We start from the raw sequence: 19,635 nt of genomic DNA on the forward strand, positions 1-19,635 counted from the left end.
TCGCTCCCTCGCATTTTCGGGGATCACGCCGCGCCTCCGCATTTTCGGGGACCAGTCGATGGCGGGCGGCGCGTGTCGCGCCTTGGGGATGGCCGTGGTTTCGAGTTCAGACGACGGGCCGGTTGCGGCCCCCGCAGGGCCCCGGCCCGGCTTCCCCCCCGGCGGACCCCGCGGCCCTGGCGGCCCGGGTGGTCGTTTCGGCGGCAAGGATCTGACCACTGGTCCCATCGGCCCGACCCTGATCGCCTTCGCCCTGCCGGTGATGGGCTCCAATATCCTGCAGTCCCTGAACGGCACGGCCAACGCCATCTGGGTCAGCCACGTCCTGGGGGAGGCGGCCCTGACCGCCACCTCCAACGCCAACATCATTTTCTTCCTGATGCTGGGGGCGGCCTTCGGGGTCAGCATGTCGGCCAACCTGCTGATCGGCCAGTCGGTCGGCGCCGGCGACCTGCCGATGGTCAAGCGGGTGATCGGCACCGCCGTCACCTTCTTCCTCGTGCTGTCGATCGGGGTGGGGGTGAGCGGCTACGTCTTCACCCCGGCCATCCTGCACGCCATGGGCACACCGGCGGACGCCGTCCAGGACGCGATCACCTATTTGCGGGTGATCTTTCTGGCCATGCCGTTCATGTACTTCTTCTCCTTCGTCATGATGGCGCAGCGCGGGGCGGGCGACAGCCGCACGCCCTTCTATTTCTCGCTGCTCGCGGTGGGGATGGACGTCATCCTCAACCCCATCCTGATCACCGGCTTCGGCCCGGCCCCGCGCATGGGGATCGCCGGTTCGGCCATGGCGACCCTCACCAGCCAGACCATCACGCTGGGCATCATCCTGGTCTATCTCTACCGCTCCAACTCGGTGCTGGTGCTGCGCCGCGACGAGTGGAAGCTGCTGAAGCCCGAGTGGGAGATCCTCAAGACCATCGTGGTCAAGGGCATGCCCATGGCCTTCCAGATGCTGGTGATCTCGGGCTCGGCGGTGCTGATGATCAGCATGGTCAACACCTATGGCTCCAGCACGGCCGCGGCCTATGGGGCGGCGACCCAGCTCTGGACCTATGTGCAGATGCCGGCCATGGCCCTGGGGGCGGCGGTCTCTTCCATGGCCGCCCAGAATGTCGGCGCGGGCCGGATGGACCGGGTCGACAAGATCGCCGGCATCGGCTCGCTCTACGCCGCCCTGCTCAGCGCCGGGCCGGTGGTGGTGATCTATCTGGTCGAGCCCACCATCCTGCACCTGTTCCTGCCGGTGGGCAGTCCCTCCCACGACATCGCCATGCGGATCAACATGTTCGCCCTTTGGGGCTTCATCCCCTTCGGCGTGTCCTTCGTACTCTCGGGGATCGTGCGGGCCACCGGGTCGGTCTGGCCCCCCCTGTTCGCCATGATCATCTCGATGTGGATCGTGCGCGTGCCCTTCGCCAACCTGCTGATGCCCGTGATCGGCGCCGACGCCATCTGGTGGAGCTTCCCGCTGGGCAGCATCACCTCCTGCATCCTGGCCGCGTCCTGGTATCGTTGGGGCCCCTGGCGCAACGCGCGCCTGATGAAGTTCACCCCGCACGGCGACGCGCCCGACACCGGCATGAGCCTCCCCGGCGGCCTGGAGGAGAGCGAAGCCGCCGAGGTGGTCGCCGAGGCCGGCCAGCCTGCGGCGCCGCCCAAGGCGTCTTAGGGCTCAACCAGCGCTGAATAGACCAAGGTCCGCAGCTCGCGGCGGATCGGATAGGCGCTGGAGGGCAGGACCTGGGTCATGAAGACCACCTGGATGTCCTCCACGGGATCGACCCAGAAGGCCGTGGAGGCCGCGCCGCCCCAGTAGTACTCGCCGGGGCTGGAGGTCAGCATGGCTTTCACCGGATCGAAGGTCACGGCGAACCCCAGGCCGAATCCGACCCCGGCGTTGGTGGCTTCTGAGAACAGCGAGCGCGACAGGTCGGTCAGGTCCTGGCCGCCCGGCAGGTGGTTGGACGCCATCAGCTTCAGGGTCTTGGGCGCGATCAGCCGCTGGTCGTCCAGCCCCCCGCCATTCCCCAGCATCCGGCAGAAGGCCATGTAGTCCTTGGCCGTCGAGACCAGGCCGCCGCCGCCGGAATGGAAGCTGGGGGTATTCAGGTAGGGGCTCGTTTCCGGGTCGTCCTGCAGGGTCAGGCCGCCGGTGGCTGTGGCGTTGTAGCAGGCGGCGAAGCGGGGCCGTTGATCGTCGCGCACCTGGAAGCCGGTGTCGGACATCTTCAGCGGATCGAAGATGCGGGTCTGCAGGAAGGTCTGGAACGGCATGCCGGAGATGCGCTCCACCAGCACCCCCAGGACGTCGGTGGAGATCGAGTAGTTCCAGGCCTCGCCCGGCGAGAACTCCAGGGGCAGCTTGGCGAGCTCGGCGACGAAGGCGTCCATGTCGGGGCCATAGCTGTCGGCGATCTTCAGCTTGCGGTAGGCGGCGTCCACATTGCCGCGGTTCTGGAAGCCGTAGGTCAGGCCCGAGGTGTGGCGCAGCAGGTCGACCATCTGCATCGGCCGAGCCGGCGATGTGGTCATGAACGGACCGACGCCGGCGTTGAAGACTCCCAGGTTCTTCCACTCCGGGATGAAGCGGCTCACCGGATCGTCCAGGGCCACCAGGCCTTCCTCCACCAGCATCATGAAGGCCAGGCTCGTGATCGGCTTGGTCATCGAATAGATGCGGAACAGGGTGTCGGTCGCCACCGCCTTGCCGCGCTCGCGATCGGCCTGGCCCAGCAGGGTCTCGTGGACCAGTTCGCCACGCCGGCTGATTTGCACCTGGGCGCAGGGGATCTTGCCCGGCTCGACGTAGCGGCTCGCCAGGAAGCGGTCGAGCTTGCCGAGGCGTTCGCTGGAGAAGCCGAGTTTTTCAGGCTGGGTCATACGCTGCGTCCCTGTGAGTCAGTGATCCCCCACCGTGCCGGATGCGCGGGGCCGATATCAAGCGGCGCCGCAGGCGTGTCGCGGCGCCGGCGGCGGTTCGGCTCAGCGCGCCGGTGGTCTCCACGGCCTGCAGCTTTCGCCGCGTCAGCCAGGAAGGACGGTAGGGGCGGCACAAGAATTTCGTGGGTCTGACGCAAAGGCGACGTTGCGTAAGCCGAACAGTCGTTTGATAATGCAGACCAGACCGACGTCCTAAGGGCCTGTCGCGTCGCGGATTTTTGGTCTGGCGTCGCTCTACGCCATACCGGATTTAGGAAAAATTGCCCGCACTTGGCGGCGCCATGGGAGGCCATAGATGGCTTGGGATTTTGAAACTGACCCGGAGTTCCAGAAGAAGCTGGACTGGATTGAAGACTTCATGCGCGAGGAGGTCGAACCTCTGAGCCATCTGGGCATGGCCGTCCATGGCCCGCTCGGCCGCGAGAAGTTCATCAAGCCCCTGCAGCAGAAGGTGAAGGATCAGGGCCTGTGGGCCTGCCACCTCGGTCCCGAACTGGGCGGCCAGGGCTTTGGCCAGCTGAAGCTGGGCCTGATGAACGAAAAGCTCGGCCGCAACGGCCTGGCTCCCACCGTCTTCGGCTGCCAGGCGCCCGACACCGGCAACGCCGAGATCATCGCCCACTACGGCACCGAGAAGCAGAAGGAGCAGTACCTCTGGCCGCTGCTCAACGGCGACATCCGTTCGGCCTTCTCGATGTCCGAGCCCACCGGTGGTTCCGACCCGCTCACCTTCAAGACCCGCGCGGTTCTCGACGGCAATGAGTGGGTGATCAACGGCGAGAAGTGGTTCTCCACCAACGCCCGCTATTCCAAGGTCCTGGTGCTCTACGCGATCACCGATCCGGACGCCAAGGACCCCTACCGCCGCACCTCGATCTTCCTGGTGCCCACCGACACGCCTGGCGTGGAGATCATCCGCAACGTGGCGGTCGGCGGCGGCGGCGAGATCGGCGGCGGCACCGAGGGCTATATCCGCTACAACAACGTCCGAGTGCCCTATGACGCCCTGCTGGGCGATCGCGGCGCGGCCTTCGTCATCGCCCAGGTCCGCCTGGGCGGCGGCCGGGTCCACCACGCCATGCGCACGGTCGGCTCCTGCAAGCACGCCCTGGACCTGATGTGCCAGCGCGCGGCCTCGCGGAACACCCGCGACGGCAAGCTGGCCGACCTGCAGATGGTGCAGGCCGACATCGCCGACAGCTGGATCGCGCTGGAGTCCTTCCGCCTGCTGGTGCTGCGCACCGCCTGGCTGATCGACAAGCACAAGGACTACAACCTGGTGCGCAAGGACATCGCGGCCATCAAGGTCATGATGCCCAAGGTCTATAACGACATCGCCACCAAGGCCGCCCACCTGCACGGCGCGCTCGGGGTCTCCAACGAGATGCCCTTCATGCACATGGTCACCAGCTCGCTGGTGATGGGCATCGCCGACGGTCCCACCGAGGTGCACAAGGTGACCTTGGCCAAGCAGGTCATGAAGGACTACCAGCCCGACAACGACCTGTTCCCCAAGTACCACATCCCGCGCCTGCGCGAGGAAGCCCACGAGAAGTACGCCGACGAGCTGTCGGACCTGAAGAAGGACTACGAGAAGCTGCGAGGCGCCCGGGAGACCGAGAAGGCTTAAGCCGACTTCGATCCAGGCCCTTTCCGGTTCCGGAAAGGCGCGACAATGTGGGGGCGGCTCCTTTGCAGGAGCCGCCCTTCGCATATCCAGACATTTCAGACCCTCCCAATTTCCAAACCCGAGGATTTCCATGATCGACGCCCCCGCCTGGCCCGTGATGAGCATCAGTGACGCCCACGCCCAGCTGACGGCGCCCGGCCAACGGTTCGAGATGGAGGAGAAGGTCATCCGAGGCGTCGCCACCCGCACCTGGAAGAACGCCCCGCCGACCCTGCGTGATGTCTTCCTGAACGGCCGGGCTTTCGGCGAGCGGGAGTTCCTGATCAACGACGACGAACGGGTGACCTACGAAGCCTATGCGCTGGCGACGATCACGCTCGCCCACCGTCTGGCCGCCGACGGCGTCAAGAAGGGCGACAGGGTGGCGGTCATCATGCGCAACCTGCCCGAATGGCCCGTCACCTTCTGGGCGGGCATCCTGCTGGGCGCCATCGTCACCCCGCTGAACGCCTGGTGGACCGGGGCCGAGCTCGAATACGGCCTGGCCGATTCCGGGGCCAAGGTGGCCTTTGTCGATGACGAGCGGCTGGAGCGCCTGGTCGACCACCTGCCCAACCTTCCAGCCCTGGAGCGGGTCTATGTCTCGCGCCTGTCCGCAGCCCGCGGCGACCCCCGGGTCAGCCGGCTGGAGGACGTGATCGGCAAGCCCAATGACTGGAGCCGGCTGGCGGACATGCCTCTGCCGGAGGTGGCCATCGACCCGGAGGACGACGCCACCATCCTCTACACCTCCGGCACCACGGGAAAGCCGAAGGGCGCGCTCGGCACCCACCGCAACATGACGTCCAACATCATGGCCAGCGGGATCTCTGCCGCGCGCAACTTCCTGCGGGCCGGTCAACCCCTGCCGGAGAGCGACCCCCACAAGCTGCCCCAGCGCTGCACCCTGCTGGTGGTGCCGATGTTCCACGCCACCGGCCTGTCGGCCAATCTCAGCCCCAGCATGAACGCCGGTGGCAAGATCGTGATGATGCGCCGCTGGGAGCCGGAGGCGGCCATGAAGCTGATCGAGGCCGAGAAGGTCGGCTCCACCGGCGGGGTTCCCACCATCGCCTGGCAGCTCATCGAGCACCCGGCGCGGTCGAAGTACGACCTGTCGTCCCTGACAGCCGTCTCCTACGGCGGCGCCCCCTCGGCGCCCGAGCTGGTGCGCAAGATCGTCGAGGTGTTCCCGGCCTCCCAGCCCGGCAACGGCTGGGGGATGACCGAGACCACCGCCACCTTCACCAGCCACCTGGGCAAGGACTATTCGTTCCGCCCCGACTCGGCCGGGCCCGCCGCCCCGGTGGGCGAGATGCAGATCCGCGACCCCGCCGACGGCGTCACCCTCCTGCCAGAGGGCGCGGTGGGAGAGTTGTGGGTCAAGGGCCCTCAGGTGGTGAAGCTGTACTGGAACAAGCCCGACGCCACGGCCGAAACCTTCGCGGGCGGCTGGCTGCGGACCGGCGACCTGGCGCGCATCGACGAGGAGGGCTTCCTCTTCATCATCGACCGCGCCAAGGACATGCTCATCCGCGGCGGCGAAAACATCTACTGTGTCGAAGTCGAAAATGTTTTGTATGACCATTCCGACGTCATGGACGCCGCCCTGGTCGGCGTTCCGCACAAGACGCTCGGTGAGGAACCGGCGGCCATCGTGCATCTGAAACCCGGTGGAACGGCGACCGAAGCCGAACTGCGGGCCTGGGTGCGGGAGAGGCTGGCGGGGTTCAAGGTCCCGGTGAAGGTCGTGTTCTGGCCCGAAACCCTGCCCCGGAACGCCAACGGCAAGATCCTCAAGACCGAGCTGAAGAAGGTGTTTGAGGAGTAGGCATGGGTTCTCTGGCGCGAAAGCCGCTGATCGTCGGGATCGGCGGCACCATCCGCTCCAACTCCTCCACCGAGAAGGCGCTGAAGGTGGCGCTGGCGGCGGTCGAGGCGGGCGGGGGCGAGACGCGCCTGCTGGGCGGGGAGTTCCTGGCCAGCCTGCCGATCTACAATCCCCAGCCGGGCGGTCCCACGCCTGAGCAACGGGTGCTCACCGAGGCGGTGCGCGAGGCCGACGGCGTCATCGTCGCCAGCCCCGGCTATCACGGCTCGATCTCCGGGGTGGTGAAGAACGCCCTGGACACCCTGGAGGGTCTGCGCGATGACGCCCGGCCTTACTTCACAGGCCGCGCCGTGGGCTGCGTCATCACCGCCGAGGGCTGGCAGGCCGCAGGCACGACATTGACCACGCTGCGATCGATCATACATGCCCTGAGGGGCTGGCCGACTCCGTTCGGCGCCGCCCTGAACGCCAATTCCGGTTCCTTCGACGCCGAAGGGGCCTGCGTGGACCCCAAGGACGCCTGGCAGCTCGCCACGGTGGGAGAACAGGTCCTGGAATTCGCCCTGCTGAAAGCCGCCCGATGAAGCGCCCCTATCTCGTCCAGACCGGTTCCTCCACCTCCGACGGCGGGGGCGGAGGCAATGAAGAGGCCCACGAATCCGCGATCTCGCCGATCGAGGACATCATCGAGGACGCCCGCAACGGCCGCCCCTACATCCTGGTGGACGCCGAGGACCGCGAGAACGAGGGGGATGTCATCATCCCGGCCCAGTTCGCGACGCCGGACCAGATCAACTTCATGGCCAAGCACGCGCGCGGCCTGATCTGCCTGTCGATCACCGGCGATCGCGCCCGCCAGCTGCGCCTGCCCCCCATGGCCGCGGAGAACCGTGAGGGCATGGGCACCGCCTTCACCGTCTCAATTGAGGCCGCAGAAGGCGTGACCACCGGCATCTCGGCCCATGACCGCGCCCACACCGTGGCCGTGGCCATCGACCCTACCAAGGGCATGGACGACATCGTCTCGCCCGGCCACGTCTTCCCCCTGGTGGCCCGCGACGGCGGCGTGCTGGTCCGCGCCGGGCACACAGAGGCGGCGGTCGACATCTCCCGCATGGCGGGCCTGAACCCCGCGGGCGTGATCTGCGAGATCATGAAGGACGACGGGTCCATGGCGCGTCTGCCCGACCTGGTGGGCTTCGCCCAGCTGCACGGCCTGAAGATCGGCACCATCGCCGACCTGATCGCCTATCGCCGCCGCACCGAACGCCAGGTGGAGCGGGTGCTGGAAACGCCCTTCGACTCGGCCTTCGGCGGCCGCTTCCGGATGGTGATCTACCGCAATATCCTGGACGGCACCGAACACGTGGTCCTGACCAGGGGCAAGATCGATCCCGACAAGGCGACCCTGGTGCGCATGCACCGCGTCGACTTCGCCGCCGACATGCTGGGCCACACCGAGGCGCGTCGGGACTATGTGCCGCGCGCCCTGCAGGCCATCGCCGACTATGACGGCGCCGGGGTGGCGGTATTCATCCGCGACTCCAATCCGGCCTGGCTGTCGGAGCGCTACGGCGCGGAGCCGGGGACCGACCACGGGGCCAATGTGCTGCGCGACTACGGGGTCGGCGCCCAGATCCTGCTGGATCTCGGCGTGCGCGACATGACGCTCCTGTCCAATTCGGCCACCGTGCTGCCGGGCTCGGGCGGCTACGGCCTGCGCATCGTCGGTCGCACGCCGCTCGACTAGCCGGCCGCCCGCCCGGTCACCAGCACCAGCTTGCCGGTCAGGTGGCGGGCCTCCGCGACGCGGTGCGCCTCGGCTGCATCGGCGAGGCCATAGCAGACGATATTTGGCGGCCACACCGCCCCGGCTTCCAGCAGGGCGAGCATCCGCTCGAGATGGGCGCGGTCGCGGGTGACGGCCGGGCGCAGGGTCTCGATGTCCTGGCGTGGCGTGAAGTCCTTCTTCGGCGGGGCGATGAACACCAGGCGCCCACCCGACTTCAGCACCTGGTAGGAGCGGGCCTGGACGTCACCGCCCACCGTGTCGAAGACCACGTCGCAATCATGGACGACCTTGGTGAAGTCCTGGCTGTTGTAGTCGATGACCTGATCGGCCCCGAGGCTGCGCACATAGTCGGCGTTGCCGGCGCTGGCGGTGGTGATCACTGTGGCGCCCAGGTGCTTGGCCAGCTGGATGGCAAAGCCTGCGACGCCGCCCGCGCCGCCCTGGATCAGGATAGTCTCTCCGGCCTTCAGCCTGGCGGTGTCCTCCAGCGCCCAGAGCGCGGTCAGGCTGCTCAGGCCCATGGCCGCGGCGGCTTCATGGCTCAGGGTCGCGGGCTTCCTGGCGATGATGGCGGCCTTGATCGCGATCTTTTCGGCGTAGGCTCCATCCTTGCCCTGGTCGGCGACGCCGAACACCGCGTCACCCACAGCAAGATCGGTGACGCCATCCCCCACGGCGCTGACCAAACCGGAGAAATCGCGGCCCAGGATGTAGGGGAAGGTCAGCTTGAAATACCCGCCCTGCCGGACCTTGTAGTCAGCCGCGTTGACGCTGGCGGCGTGGACGTCGACCACCACCTCCCCGGGACCGGCGACCGGATCGGGCGCATCGCCATAGCGCAGGTTCTCAGGCCCGCCGTGATCTGTAAGCAAGACAGCCTTCATGGGTCCACCTGTTGGAGATCGTCACGCCGCTCGCCGAAGGAGAGACGGCAAGGGTCTGAACGGTGTTCCGGACCGTGTCAAAACAAGGGAGAACCGTTTGACGGCCTCAGGCCGCGACGTGCTGCGCGGTGTCGCCCGTGACCAGGTCTGGCTGCGCCTGCATCCGCCAGTGCCCGCGTTCCAGAACCACGGTCCGGTCGGCGGCCAGGCGGCGCAGTTCCTCGACCACCCGGGTTTCCTGGAAGCTCCGATTCCAGCGACGCTCCAGGGACTCCAGGATCGTGCCGGTGTCGGCGCCCTCGTCGTGGGCGCGCAGGGCGGCGAGGATCATGTCTTCCAGGCTGCGCTTGATGCGGCCACGGCCCAGGCCGGCCTTGCGGACCGGCTCGGCCCTGGGCCTGGGCGGCGACTCGTCTTGCTCAGCCTCGATCAAAGGCGCGCCGTCGAGGGCGGCAAGCGCGATGTTCACCGCGCGCAGCTCCTCCTCGAATGGCTCGGCGGCCTTGGCTCGGGCGGCGACCATCTGAGCTTGGACCTCGGCTCGGTGCTGCAAAAGCAGTTTGCGGATGACGTTCATAGGTTGTCTTCGGCGCGCCCGGGGGGCAGTGGCGACGCGGCGCCTCGTTGTTTGGGTTTGCGACAGATCGTCTCATGTAAGTCACCCTTATGCCCTCGAATTCTTTCGCAAACTGTACTTTTTCGCCCCGAATTGGGGTTTTTATAGTTAACGCCTCTTAGCAATTGGACGTCGTTGCTCATCACCTCCCGGTTGAACTCGGGCGATTTGAGGGAGAAAGTGTTGATTTTATTTGGGAAAATGCCCGTCGGACAGGTTTCGCACATGATCTCCGCCTGCCGTGACGTGCGGAGGCCCCGGCGAAGTGTGATAAAAAAGAACCAGTGACGCCTTGAGCGGGGTGGGTCTGTGACAAAACGGCCCAGCTTGCGGCCAGACACCCTCAAATTGAGGGCATGCATCCATAGGATGCAGACTCGCCGCGCGGCTGATCGCCGGGCCGAATCGGATCGCGAGCAGCTCCAGGCCGCGCCGTGCCGAAACCGCGCTCCCCGAAGGCGCTGATTCAAAAGGAAGTCGGGGGCGGCCAAGCACGCGATTGTCGTTTTCTTGGCGGCGGAACACGCCTATACGACGCTCTGCTACTTATGCACCGCCCGGCCGAAAGGCCGGGCGCCGTCATTTTCGGAGCCCGTCATGACCGACATTCTGATGCCGAAGGCGACCGCCGTCTGGCTGGTCGACAACACCTCGCTCACCTTCGAACAGATCGCCGATTTCTGCGGCCTTCACCCCCTGGAAGTGAAGGGCATCGCTGACGGGGAAGTGGCGCGCGACATCCGCGGCGCCGACCCGATCGCCAATGGCCAGCTTTCCCGCGAAGAACTCGACGCCGCCCAGGCCAGCGACAAGTACCGCATGGTCGCCCAGAAGAGCCGCCACGCCGAACTGCTGAAGCCGGTGAAGAAGGCCCCGCGCTACACCCCGGTGTCGCGCCGCCAGGACCGCCCCGACGCCATCGCCTGGTTCATCCGCAACCACCCCGAGGTGGCCGACAGCCAGATCGCCCGCCTGCTGGGCACGACGAAGGCCACCATCGACCAGGTGCGGAACCGCCAGCACTGGAACGCCGCGAACATCAAGCCGGTTGACCCGGTGACGCTGGGCCTTTCGACCCAGCTCGAGCTGGACGCTGTGGTGCGCAAGGCTGCTGACAAGAAGGCCAAGGACGACGCCAAGCGCGGGATCGTCGAACCGGACGGCGCAACCCTGGAGCCGGCCTCAGTGACGGGCTCAGCCCCGGTCGAGGATGTCGCCGAAGACACCCAGTACGACGACGACGACGCCGAGGATTGATCAGGACGGAGCCCTGGGCGGACGCAGCCGCGTACGCCCAGGGGCGTCCCCCTTCAGAGGGACCTGAATCTCAAACCCTAGTGGGTCCGGGCGCGCAGGGCCTCCATCTCTTCCTTCAGCTTGAGCTTCTTGCGCTTGAGTTCCTTGAGCCGGGCCTCGTCTGATGCTGGTCGGTTAAGCTCGTCCTGAATCGCCTGATCGAGGGAGTGATGGCGGGATCCAAGTTCACGGATGCGGGCTTCAACGGCCATGACGGGTCGTCTCCTTGTGTTGGAACGATGCCAACACTCAACACCCGCTGGTCTGGTCTGTCAGATCACATATGTTTGCACGTGAGCGGACGGAACAGGCGCCTTGAAATCAGGCGCGGGGACCCAAGGGCATGACAAGAACTGATCGTCCTCGTCTCATCGTCGGCATCTCCGGGGCCAGCGGGGTCGCCTACGGCCTACGCGTCCTGGACGCCTGCCGCCAACTCTCCATCGAGAGCCACCTGATCCTCAGCCGCGCTGCGGCCCTGACCATCGCCCAGGAGACCGAGCTCTCGGTCTCCGACGTCCAGACCCGCGCTGATGTGGCGCACAAGGTCGGTGATGTCGGGGCTTCGATAGCCTCGGGCTCATTCCCGACCCTGGGCATGATCGTGGCTCCCTGTTCGGTGCGCACCATGAGCGAGGTGGCCACCGGGGTGACCTCCTCCCTGCTCACCCGCGCCGCCGATGTGACGCTCAAGGAGCGCCGGCCCCTGGTGCTGATGGTGCGTGAGACCCCGTTGCACCTGGGGCACCTGCGCACGATGGTGAAGCTTGCTGAGATGGGCGCCGTGATCGCCCCGCCCCTGCCGGCCTTCTACGCAAAGCCCGCCAGCCTGGAGGAGATGGTCGATCAGTCCGTGGGCCGGGCGCTCGACCTGTTTGGCCTGTCGTGGCGGCCCGTGAAGCGCTGGGGGCAGGACGTCGGCCCCTTGTCGGGTGACGTCTGATGTCCCTCTGGGCGTGGGCGCTGGAGGCCTATGGCCAGCCAGGCGTTCCCGAGGCGACTCTGGATCTGCAGGACTCCCACGGCCAGAACACCTCCTTCCTGTTGTGGGCGGTCTGGGCCGAGGGGCCGGACGCCGAGGCCCTGGCCAGGGCGGTGGCTCTGACCCAGGCCTGGGACGCGAGCGCCCTTCGCCCGATCCGCGAGGTGCGCCGGGCGTTGAAGCAAAGTCTGCCGCCGGTCGATGACGGCGCGCGCGAAGGGTTGCGGGAGGACATCAAGGCCGCCGAGCTGCGGGCCGAGCGCGTGCTGATGGAGACCCTGGAAGGCCTCGCCGGCGCCTCCAGCGGCGGCCATGGCACCCTGGCCTCTCTCCGGGCCGCTTCGACCGCCTGGGGCAAGCCCGCCTCGGACGACGCCCTTGCCATGCTGGCGCGTGCGTTAAGCTAGACGTGGGCTCCGGCGATGCGCATCATCGCCTCGATGGGTTCGGGGCGTGCGTATGAACGATCATGAAGGCGAAGACCCGGAAGAGGAGGGCGTCCGCGCCCGCCTGGCCATCGCCACACTGGACCACTCCGATCTGGACGCCGCCATCCAGGCCCTGATGCTGTCGCCTCTGCCCGACATGATGGTGATCAGCCGCCTGAAGCGGAAGAAGCTGCTGCTCAAGGACGAGATCGAGCGGCTGCGCGATCAGCTGACGCCGGACATCATCGCCTAGCCGAGATACCGCCCATCCGGGCGAATGCCGGCGCCCCGCAGAGGTCGAAACCTCCGAACCTGACCTGACGATCAGCCCGTCGCCCCGCCCGTGGCGATCGGAGGCGCGGCGGTGCGGGCCCGCTTTGCGGCGAACATGGCCGCGTCAGCCTCCGCCACCAGGGCCTCGGGCTCGATGTCCAGGGTGATCTCGCAGACGCCGTAGGAAATGTGCAGCGGCGCTGACCAGTCGCCGAACTCGATGGGCGAGGCCTCGATGGCCTGGGCCAGTGATTCGGCCTTGGCCCGCGCCGTGGCCTCATCGGCCTGGACCAGGATCACCCCGAACTCGTCGCCGCCCATGCGGCCGATGATGTCACTGTCGCGGACATTGGCGACCAGGCGCTCGGCCACCGCGCGCAGGGCGGCGTCGCCGGCCGCGTGGCCGAAGCGGTCGTTGACGCTCTTGAATCCGTCGAGGTCGAAATAGACTACGCTGGCCGGCGAACCATAGCGCTGGGCGAAGGTGCGGATGCGACCGAGCTCCCGGACAAAGGCCCGCCGGTTCAGCAGGGGCGTCAAAGGGTCGCGGTCTGCCAGGGTCTCAGCTTCCGAAAGCTTGGCCTTGAGGCGCGAAACCTCGCCCCGCAGATCGTCGATTTCGGTCAGCAGGGTCTTCACGGCGTTCTGAACCGCCGGCGTCAGGTCGGCCTCGTTCAGACCCAGAAAGGCGGTCTTGTCCGCCGGCGGCGCGGCTCCGGCCGTGAAATGGGCCCCCGCCTGGGCCAAGGCGCGCCTACGGATGGCCGAAAACGGCTCGCTGCGGGCGCCAGTGACCTTCATGTCGTTTTCAACGGGCTTTCAGAGAACGCGAATCGACGAGGCCTTGTCGACGTTAAGAATCCTAAACGTCCTTGGTTGCGGGCGCAAAGGCGGCGCCTATACTCCGCGCCTTCTCGTCGCAGGGGCCTGTATTCCATGAGCGCAATGTCAGCGCCCGTCGCCATCATCATGGGCAGCCGTTCCGACTGGCCGACGCTGAAGGGCGCGGCCGAGAGTCTGGACGCCCTGGGCGTCGCCTATGAGGCCAAGGTGATCTCCGCCCACCGCACACCGGAGCGGATGTACGCGTTCGCCAAGGGGGCCAAGGCAGCGGGATTCAAGGTGATCATCGCCGGGGCCGGGGGGGCCGCCCATCTGCCCGGCATGACGGCCTCTATGACCGAGCTGCCGGTGCTGGGCGTGCCGGTGCAGTCCAAGTCCCTCAGCGGCCTCGACAGCCTGCTCTCCATCGTCCAGATGCCGGCCGGCGTCGCCGTGGGGACCATGGCCATCGGCGAGGCGGGCGCGAAGAACGCCGGCCTGATGGCCGCCCAGATCCTGGCCCTGTCCGACCCGGCCCTGGCCAAGCGCCTGGCCGATCACCGGGCTCGCCACACCCAGTCCGTTTCCGAAACCGTCGAGGACTGATCCCCCCATGGCCATGCTCCCCCTGGCTCCGGGCGAAACCATCGGAATTCTCGGCGGCGGACAGCTGGGTCGGATGCTGGCCCAGGCCGCCTCGCGGCTGGGCTTCGACGTGGCGATCCTGGAACCCGCCCCAGACGCGCCCGCTGGCCGGGTCGCGGCCCATACGGTGCGCGGCGGCTATGACGAGCCGCTCGCCCTGGAGGCCCTGGCCGCCGTCGCCAGCCTGGTCACCTTCGAGTTCGAGAACGTGCCGGCCGCCGCCGTGGCCCACCTGACCGCCCAGGGGGTGGAGGTGGCGCCCAATGCGCGGGCCCTGGCCGTGGCGCAGGACCGGGTGGAGGAAAAGACCTTCCTCAATTCCATCGGCGTGGCCACCGTGGCCTTCGCCGCCGCCGACAGCGGAGAGGCCGCCGCCGCCGCCATGGGCAAGGTGGGCGCGCCGGCCCTCATGAAGACCCGGCGCGAAGGCTATGACGGCAAGGGCCAGCGCTGGGTCGAGCACGCCGCTGACGCCGCCGCAGTCTTCGAATTCCTGGGCGGCCAGCCGGTGATCCTGGAGGCGCCGGCCGACTTTGTGCGCGAACTGTCGGTGATCGCCGCGCGCGGCCGCGACGGCGAGCTGGCCATCTACCCCATGGCCGAGAACCACCACGAGAACGGCGTGCTGCGCCGCTCCGTGGCGCCGGCCGCCGTCAGTCCGGGCCTCGCCGAGCAGGCCGAGCGGATCGCGGCCCAGGTGCTCACGGGGCTGGACTATGTCGGGGTGATCGGAATCGAGCTGTTCGAGCTTTCCGACGGCCGGCTGCTGGTCAACGAGATCGCTCCCAGGGTCCACAACACCGGCCACTGGACCATGGACGGCTGCGAGGTCGACCAGTTCGAGCAGCACATCCGCGCCATCGCCGGCTGGCCGCTGGGCCCAACGGCGGCCATCGCCCGGGTGGAGATGCTGAACCTGCTGGGGGACGAGGCGGACGGCTGGCTGAAGTTCGCCGGCGAGCCGGAGACCCGACTGCACCTGTACGGCAAGCGCGACGCCAAGGCCGGGCGCAAGATGGGCCACGTGAACCGGGTGAGCCCGCTCCTGCCGGAGCGGCGCTAGGGGCTAGGCCTCGTTCGGAATGGCGGAGAGCGCCTCTTCCAGTTCCAGGAAGCTGGGCTGGGCGCCGGAGGGGACGCTGCCGCGGCCGATCTCCACCGAGATCTGGGCGGCGTTGCCGTGCAGGTGGGCCACCAGCACCGACTGGATGATGCGATAATACGAGCCCTCTTCCTCGAGAATCTCCTTCAGGCGGGCCGCGAAGGGCCCCACCAGGCCATAGGCCAGGAACACGCCGAGGAAGGTGCCCACCAGGGCGCCGCCGATCATGGTGCCCAGGACTTCCGGCGGCTCGGTGATCGAGCCCATGGTCTTGATAACGCCGAGCACGGCGGCGACGATGCCCAGGGCGGGCAGGGCGTCGGCCAGGCTCTGCAGGGCGCCGGCGGGCGCCAGGGCCTCATGATGGTGCTTCTCCAGCTGCTTTTCCATGGCGTCCTCGACCTGGTGAGGGTCTTCGAGGTTCATGGTCATCATCCGCAGGGTGTCGCAGATGAAGTCGACGGCGAAGTGGTCCTTCGTCACCTTCGGGAAGCGCGAGAAGATCGAGGAGTCCTTGGGGTTCTCGATGTGGCTTTCCAGGGCGATGACGCCCTTGGACTTCATGGTCTTGGTCAGCAGGAACAGCAGAGACAGGAGGTCGCGGTAGTCCGAGGCCTTCCACTTGGGGCCGGCGAACACCTTGGCCAGGCCGCCCCCTGTTCCCTTCACCACCGTCATCGAATTGGAGACCAGGAAGGCGGCGATTCCCGAACCGCCGATGGCCAGCATTTCGTGGGGGAGGGCGTGCATGATGACGGCCATGTTGCCGCCGGACCACAGGTAGCTGCCGAACACCGTGGCAAAGAGCAGCACAATGCCGATGATCTGAAACATGCGAGACGGGTCCTGGGACGAATTGCCCGGAGCATCCCCGTTAATGCTTAATGCCCGGTGAGGATTTAGGGGGTTTCGCCCTCCAGCGGCGCGGCGTAACAGCCGGTCCATGCCCCAGTCAGCGCCCGTTCCCGTGAGCCTGCCCAAGTCGTCCTTCGCCATCATCTTCGGCGTCTCGCTGGTGACCGCCATGGGCAATACCGGGATGATTTCGGTGCTGCCGGCCATCGGCCGCTCCATCGGCATTCCCGACTTCCTGGTGGCGGGTGTCTTCTCGTTGTCGGCCCTGCTGTGGGCGGGATCCTCTCCCTATTGGGCGCGCGCTTCCGACCGTCATGGCCGCAAGCCGCTGATGCTGGTGGGCCTCGTGGGGTTCGCCGTCTCGATGGCCGCCTGCGCCGTGGTGGTCGCCGCAGGCCTGCATCACTTGGCGCCGCCCATGGTGATCTTCGGCTTCTTCCTGCTGGCGCGCGCGCTGTTTGGCCTGTTCGGGGCGGCCTCCAATCCCGCCACCCAGGCCTATGTGGCCGAGCACACGCCGCCGGAGGAGCGCACCAGCGCCATGTCCAGCCTGGCCGGCGCCTTTGGCCTGGGCACCGTCATCGGCCCGTTCCTTGCCCCGCTGTTCATCCTGCCGTTCTTCGGACTGGCGGGCCCCATGGTGGCCTTCTCGGTGATCGCCCTGATCATGCTTGTGGTGGTCTGGAAGAAGCTGCCCGAGAGCCAGCACATGCCCGTCCAGCCGGTGAGGGCCGAGCCCGTGGCCGGGGCACCGCCCGCCGCCAAGGAAAGCCCGATGTGGCGCGACCCGCGCATCACGCCCTTCCTGATCTACGGCTTCGTGGTGGCGGTCTGCCAGACGGCCCAGGGCCAGACCCTGGGCTTCCTGATCATCGACAAGCTGGGGATGTCCCCCATGCAGGCCCAGGGCTTTATCGCCATCGCCATGATGTTCGGCGCGGTGGCCGGCCTGCTGGCGCAGTGGGGCATCATCCGCATGTTCGCGATGACCCCGCGCCAGCTGCTGCGCTGGGGCGTGGCGGTGGCGGCGCTGGGCAACCTGATCGTCGCCTTCCAGCCAACCTACGCCGCGGTGGTGGCCGGCTACGCCATCTCAAGCCTGGGATTTGGCCTGGCCCGTCCGGGCTTCACGGCCGGCTCATCCCTAGCCGTGGGCATGCATGAACAGGCCCGCGCCGCCGGGGCCATCGCCGCCGTGAACGGCGTCAATGTGGTGCTCGCCCCGCTGTTCGTGCTGCTCTACCAGCAGGTCCACGCCGCGCCCTTCGTGCTCAACATGGTCCTGATGCTGGCCATGCTGGTCTACGCCTTCAAGAACCCGCAACTGGCCAACGCCGACCCCAAGCCGGCCACCCAGGCCGATTCGGCCATGGCCACCCTGGAGAAGAGCGACGAGGGGTCGCTCTAAACCCCAACTACCTGAGGATCAGAGGATGTTGGCCTCGGCCCTCAGCCGTTGGACCATGTCCTGCGACAGATAGCCGTCGGCCGTGAGCCCGCGCGACTTCTGCCAGTTGCGCAGGGCGGTGCGGGTGTTGACCCCCACCACCCCGTCCGGCTGGCCGGGATCGAAGCCGAGCTGGGCCAGGGCCCGCTGGATGGCGATGCGGTCGCCGATGGAGAGCGCAGTCTCGTAGGGCCAGGGCTTGATCACCCCGCCCATGCCGCCGAACCGGTCGGCCAGCAGGCCGACCCCCAGGGCATAGGTGGTGGCGTTGTTGTACTTGCGGATCACGAAGTGGTTGGGGAACAGCAGGAAGGCGGGCCCCTGCGCGCCGGTCGGCGTGATCAGCATGGCCTTGGCGCCGGCGTCAGCGCCGCTCCAGGGCAGGCCGTCGGTGCGGCGCACCCCGTGCTGGGCCCACCATTCCGGGGTCTCCCGCGGGCCCTCGGTCAGGCTGAAATCGAAGCCGTCGGGCACGGTGACCTCGCGCGCCCAACCCTGGCCGCGCTGCCAGCCGCCTTTGGAAAGTAGGTTCGCCGCCGAGGCCAGGGCGTCGTGCGTGGAGCCCCAGACGTCGCGCCGCCCGTCGCCGTCGCCGTCCACGGCGGTGGCCAGGAAGCTGGTGGGGATGAACTGAGTCTGGCCCATGGCCCCGGCCCAGGACCCGCGCAGCTGGCTGCGGGGGAATTCGCCCGAGCCGATGATCCGCAGCGCCGCCATCAGCTGGTCTTCGGCGAAGGCCTGGCGGCGGCCCTGGGCGGCGAGCGTCGCCATGGAGCGGATGACGTCGAAATCCCCGAGCACGGCGCCGAAGCCGGTCTCCATGGCCCAGATGGCCATCAGGATGTCGCCGGGGACCCCGTACCGGGCCTCGATGTCGGCCAGGATGGAGGCGACGGCCGGCTTGCGGCGCGCGGCGATGGCCACCCGATCCTCGCTGACCGCGCCCTTGATATAGTCGCCGAAGGGCTTGGCGAATTCCGGCTGGCGGCTGTCGAGGCTGTTGACCCGCGGATCGGGGACCAGACCCGCCAGTTCGCGATCCAGCAGGCTCGCGGGCAGCCCCGCCTTCACCGCCCGGCTGTAGAAGTCCCTGGACCAGTCATCGAAACTGCGGACTCCCGACTGGGTCGGCGGGACCACTGGCGCGGGCGCCTGGGGCGTGGGGGGCGGTGGCGTCGGGGTCACCACCGGCACCAGATTGGTGGACGGGTCGGCGCAGCCGGCCAACAGCAAGACGAGGAAGACGCGACGATCCATGGTGTAACTTAGCGGGCCCTGGCCCGAGCCTCAATCACAAGCCCGTCAAGGGCGACCGACGGCTTGCGCTGCGAGGGGGGGAGATCAGGCGGCGAAGCTGAGCCGGAGGGTCATCAGACTGGTCTCGCGGATCGGGGCGAGGTCCATCAGCGGATCCAGCAGCAGCTGCATGGACAGGCCAAACAACAGGGCGCCCGTGATCAGGGCCGCGGCGTCGGCGTCGATGCCGGCCCGCACCGCGCCCTCGGCCTGGCCGCGCAGGAAGAAGGACTCCAGGGCCTGCTCCACCTGCTTGTGGGCGGCCGCGAAAGGCGCGCGCAGCTCCGAGACGTCGGCCACGGCGCCGGCCAGGACCACGAAATAGGCTCGCAGCTCGCTGTCGCGGTCCAGGGCGGCCAGGAACACGTCGACATAGGCCAGCACCGCCTCCAGGCCGTTCAGCTCTTCGACCCGCCGGTCCTCCAACAAGCCCCCCAGGCGGCCCTGGAGATCGGCGATCAGGGCCTCGATCAGGCCCCGCTTGGAGCCGAACCTCTGGGTGACCAGGCCACGGCTGTAGCCAGCGCGGGCGCCGATGTTCTCGAAGGTGGCCGCGCCCATGCCGCGCTCCACCACCAGCTCGGCGGCGGCGGCCAGGAGCCGGCGTTCGGATTCGTCGCGTCGCTGCGCCTGGCTCCGGCGCGCTTTGACCTTCGTCAATGTCGTGACCATGTTGCGCACTCTAGAAAGTTGTTGGACAACTAACAAGTGGGCCGCGCTTGACCGTGGCCGCTCCAAGACAAGCAAG

General features: G+C 67.7%; 20 protein-coding genes. 12 read left to right on the forward strand and 8 right to left on the reverse strand.

The window, feature by feature from the left end; translation table 11 throughout:
• Positions 1–94 precede the first annotated feature (94 nt).
• On the forward strand, positions 95–1,678 hold the full coding sequence (locus tag OCL97_RS10860; protein ID WP_377370079.1) for an MATE family efflux transporter: 1,584 nt from the start codon (positions 95–97) through the stop codon (positions 1,676–1,678).
• Here OCL97_RS10860 and OCL97_RS10865 read toward each other — a convergent pair.
• Positions 1,675–2,889, reverse strand: coding sequence for a serine hydrolase domain-containing protein (locus OCL97_RS10865; protein WP_377370081.1), 1,215 nt, complete (start codon positions 2,887–2,889; stop codon positions 1,675–1,677). The two genes, OCL97_RS10860 and OCL97_RS10865, sit on opposite strands and share 4 nt — an antisense overlap.
• A gap of 355 nt (positions 2,890–3,244) precedes the next feature.
• Here OCL97_RS10865 and OCL97_RS10870 point away from each other — a divergent pair, with 355 nt between their 5' ends.
• The 4 genes from OCL97_RS10870 to ribB all read left to right on the forward strand — a co-directional run bounded on the left by OCL97_RS10870 (position 3,245) and on the right by ribB (position 8,199).
• A complete protein-coding gene (locus tag OCL97_RS10870; protein WP_377370083.1) occupies positions 3,245–4,579 on the forward strand; it encodes an acyl-CoA dehydrogenase family protein in 1,335 nt (444 codons plus the stop codon).
• A 130-nt stretch (positions 4,580–4,709) separates the two neighbouring features.
• The gene (locus OCL97_RS10875; protein ID WP_377370085.1) at positions 4,710–6,449 is read left to right on the forward strand and encodes a class I adenylate-forming enzyme family protein; all 1,740 of its coding nucleotides are present in this window, start codon (positions 4,710–4,712) and stop codon (positions 6,447–6,449) included.
• A 2-nt stretch (positions 6,450–6,451) separates the two neighbouring features.
• Positions 6,452–7,033, forward strand: a complete 582-nt coding sequence (locus OCL97_RS10880; protein WP_377370087.1) for an NADPH-dependent FMN reductase — start codon at positions 6,452–6,454, stop codon at positions 7,031–7,033.
• Positions 7,030–8,199, forward strand: a complete 1,170-nt coding sequence (gene ribB / locus OCL97_RS10885) for a 3,4-dihydroxy-2-butanone-4-phosphate synthase (RefSeq protein WP_377370088.1) — start codon at positions 7,030–7,032, stop codon at positions 8,197–8,199. Before OCL97_RS10880 ends, ribB begins: the two co-directional genes overlap by 4 nt.
• Here ribB and OCL97_RS10890 read toward each other — a convergent pair.
• Both OCL97_RS10890 and OCL97_RS10895 read right to left on the reverse strand, forming a co-directional pair.
• Positions 8,196–9,113 (reverse strand): NADP-dependent oxidoreductase, encoded by a 918-nt coding sequence (locus tag OCL97_RS10890; protein ID WP_377370089.1) that lies wholly within the window; start codon positions 9,111–9,113, stop codon positions 8,196–8,198. The two genes, ribB and OCL97_RS10890, sit on opposite strands and share 4 nt — an antisense overlap.
• A gap of 118 nt (positions 9,114–9,231) precedes the next feature.
• Positions 9,232–9,702 (reverse strand): hypothetical protein, encoded by a 471-nt coding sequence (locus OCL97_RS10895; protein WP_377370090.1) that lies wholly within the window; start codon positions 9,700–9,702, stop codon positions 9,232–9,234.
• A gap of 636 nt (positions 9,703–10,338) precedes the next feature.
• Between OCL97_RS10895 and OCL97_RS10900 the strand changes: the two genes are divergently transcribed.
• Complete coding sequence (locus OCL97_RS10900) at positions 10,339–10,998, forward strand: DUF1013 domain-containing protein (RefSeq protein WP_377370091.1); 660 nt, start codon at positions 10,339–10,341, stop codon at positions 10,996–10,998.
• Between the two features lie 77 nt (positions 10,999–11,075).
• On the opposite strand, the gene OCL97_RS10905 is transcribed toward OCL97_RS10900, so the two are convergent.
• Positions 11,076–11,249: a DUF465 domain-containing protein gene (locus OCL97_RS10905; protein ID WP_304783743.1), complete on the reverse strand. Its 174-nt coding sequence runs from the start codon at positions 11,247–11,249 to the stop codon at positions 11,076–11,078.
• A 131-nt stretch (positions 11,250–11,380) separates the two neighbouring features.
• Here OCL97_RS10905 and OCL97_RS10910 point away from each other — a divergent pair, with 131 nt between their 5' ends.
• From OCL97_RS10910 to OCL97_RS10920, 3 genes are read left to right on the forward strand one after another with little or no spacing between them, the layout of a single operon-like run.
• Positions 11,381–11,980, forward strand: a complete 600-nt coding sequence (locus OCL97_RS10910; RefSeq protein ID WP_377370092.1) for a UbiX family flavin prenyltransferase — start codon at positions 11,381–11,383, stop codon at positions 11,978–11,980.
• The gene (locus tag OCL97_RS10915) at positions 11,980–12,426 is read left to right on the forward strand and encodes a TIGR02444 family protein (RefSeq protein ID WP_377370093.1); all 447 of its coding nucleotides are present in this window, start codon (positions 11,980–11,982) and stop codon (positions 12,424–12,426) included. Before OCL97_RS10910 ends, OCL97_RS10915 begins: the two co-directional genes overlap by 1 nt.
• Before the next feature lie 52 nt (positions 12,427–12,478).
• Positions 12,479–12,700 carry a YdcH family protein gene (locus OCL97_RS10920; protein ID WP_304783734.1) on the forward strand — a complete coding sequence of 74 codons (222 nt, stop codon included), beginning with the start codon at positions 12,479–12,481 and terminating at the stop codon, positions 12,698–12,700.
• A 71-nt stretch (positions 12,701–12,771) separates the two neighbouring features.
• Here the strand turns inward: OCL97_RS10920 and OCL97_RS10925 are convergent, their stop codons facing one another.
• Positions 12,772–13,521: a GGDEF domain-containing protein gene (locus OCL97_RS10925; protein WP_377370094.1), complete on the reverse strand. Its 750-nt coding sequence runs from the start codon at positions 13,519–13,521 to the stop codon at positions 12,772–12,774.
• 135 nt (positions 13,522–13,656) lie between these two features.
• Between OCL97_RS10925 and purE the strand changes: the two genes are divergently transcribed.
• Together purE and OCL97_RS10935 are read left to right on the forward strand one after the other, a co-directional pair.
• Positions 13,657–14,148 carry a 5-(carboxyamino)imidazole ribonucleotide mutase gene (gene purE, locus OCL97_RS10930; protein WP_377370095.1) on the forward strand — a complete coding sequence of 164 codons (492 nt, stop codon included), beginning with the start codon at positions 13,657–13,659 and terminating at the stop codon, positions 14,146–14,148.
• A gap of 7 nt (positions 14,149–14,155) precedes the next feature.
• Positions 14,156–15,250 (forward strand): 5-(carboxyamino)imidazole ribonucleotide synthase, encoded by a 1,095-nt coding sequence (locus tag OCL97_RS10935; RefSeq protein WP_377370096.1) that lies wholly within the window; start codon positions 14,156–14,158, stop codon positions 15,248–15,250.
• Positions 15,251–15,253: 3 nt separating this feature from the next.
• Here the strand turns inward: OCL97_RS10935 and motA are convergent, their stop codons facing one another.
• Positions 15,254–16,123: a flagellar motor stator protein MotA gene (motA, locus tag OCL97_RS10940; protein ID WP_304783722.1), complete on the reverse strand. Its 870-nt coding sequence runs from the start codon at positions 16,121–16,123 to the stop codon at positions 15,254–15,256.
• Between the two features lie 109 nt (positions 16,124–16,232).
• Between motA and OCL97_RS10945 the strand changes: the two genes are divergently transcribed.
• On the forward strand, positions 16,233–17,552 hold the full coding sequence (locus OCL97_RS10945) for an MFS transporter (RefSeq protein ID WP_377370097.1): 1,320 nt from the start codon (positions 16,233–16,235) through the stop codon (positions 17,550–17,552).
• Between the two features lie 18 nt (positions 17,553–17,570).
• Here OCL97_RS10945 and OCL97_RS10950 read toward each other — a convergent pair whose 3' ends face one another.
• Positions 17,571–18,848 (reverse strand): lytic murein transglycosylase, encoded by a 1,278-nt coding sequence (locus tag OCL97_RS10950; RefSeq protein ID WP_377370098.1) that lies wholly within the window; start codon positions 18,846–18,848, stop codon positions 17,571–17,573.
• Positions 18,849–18,932: 84 nt separating this feature from the next.
• Positions 18,933–19,559, reverse strand: coding sequence for a TetR/AcrR family transcriptional regulator (locus OCL97_RS10955; protein WP_304783714.1), 627 nt, complete (start codon positions 19,557–19,559; stop codon positions 18,933–18,935).
• Positions 19,560–19,635: the final 76 nt, after the last annotated feature.

This window comes from Phenylobacterium ferrooxidans, assembly GCF_042714595.1.
Classification (GTDB): domain Bacteria; phylum Pseudomonadota; class Alphaproteobacteria; order Caulobacterales; family Caulobacteraceae; genus Phenylobacterium; species Phenylobacterium ferrooxidans.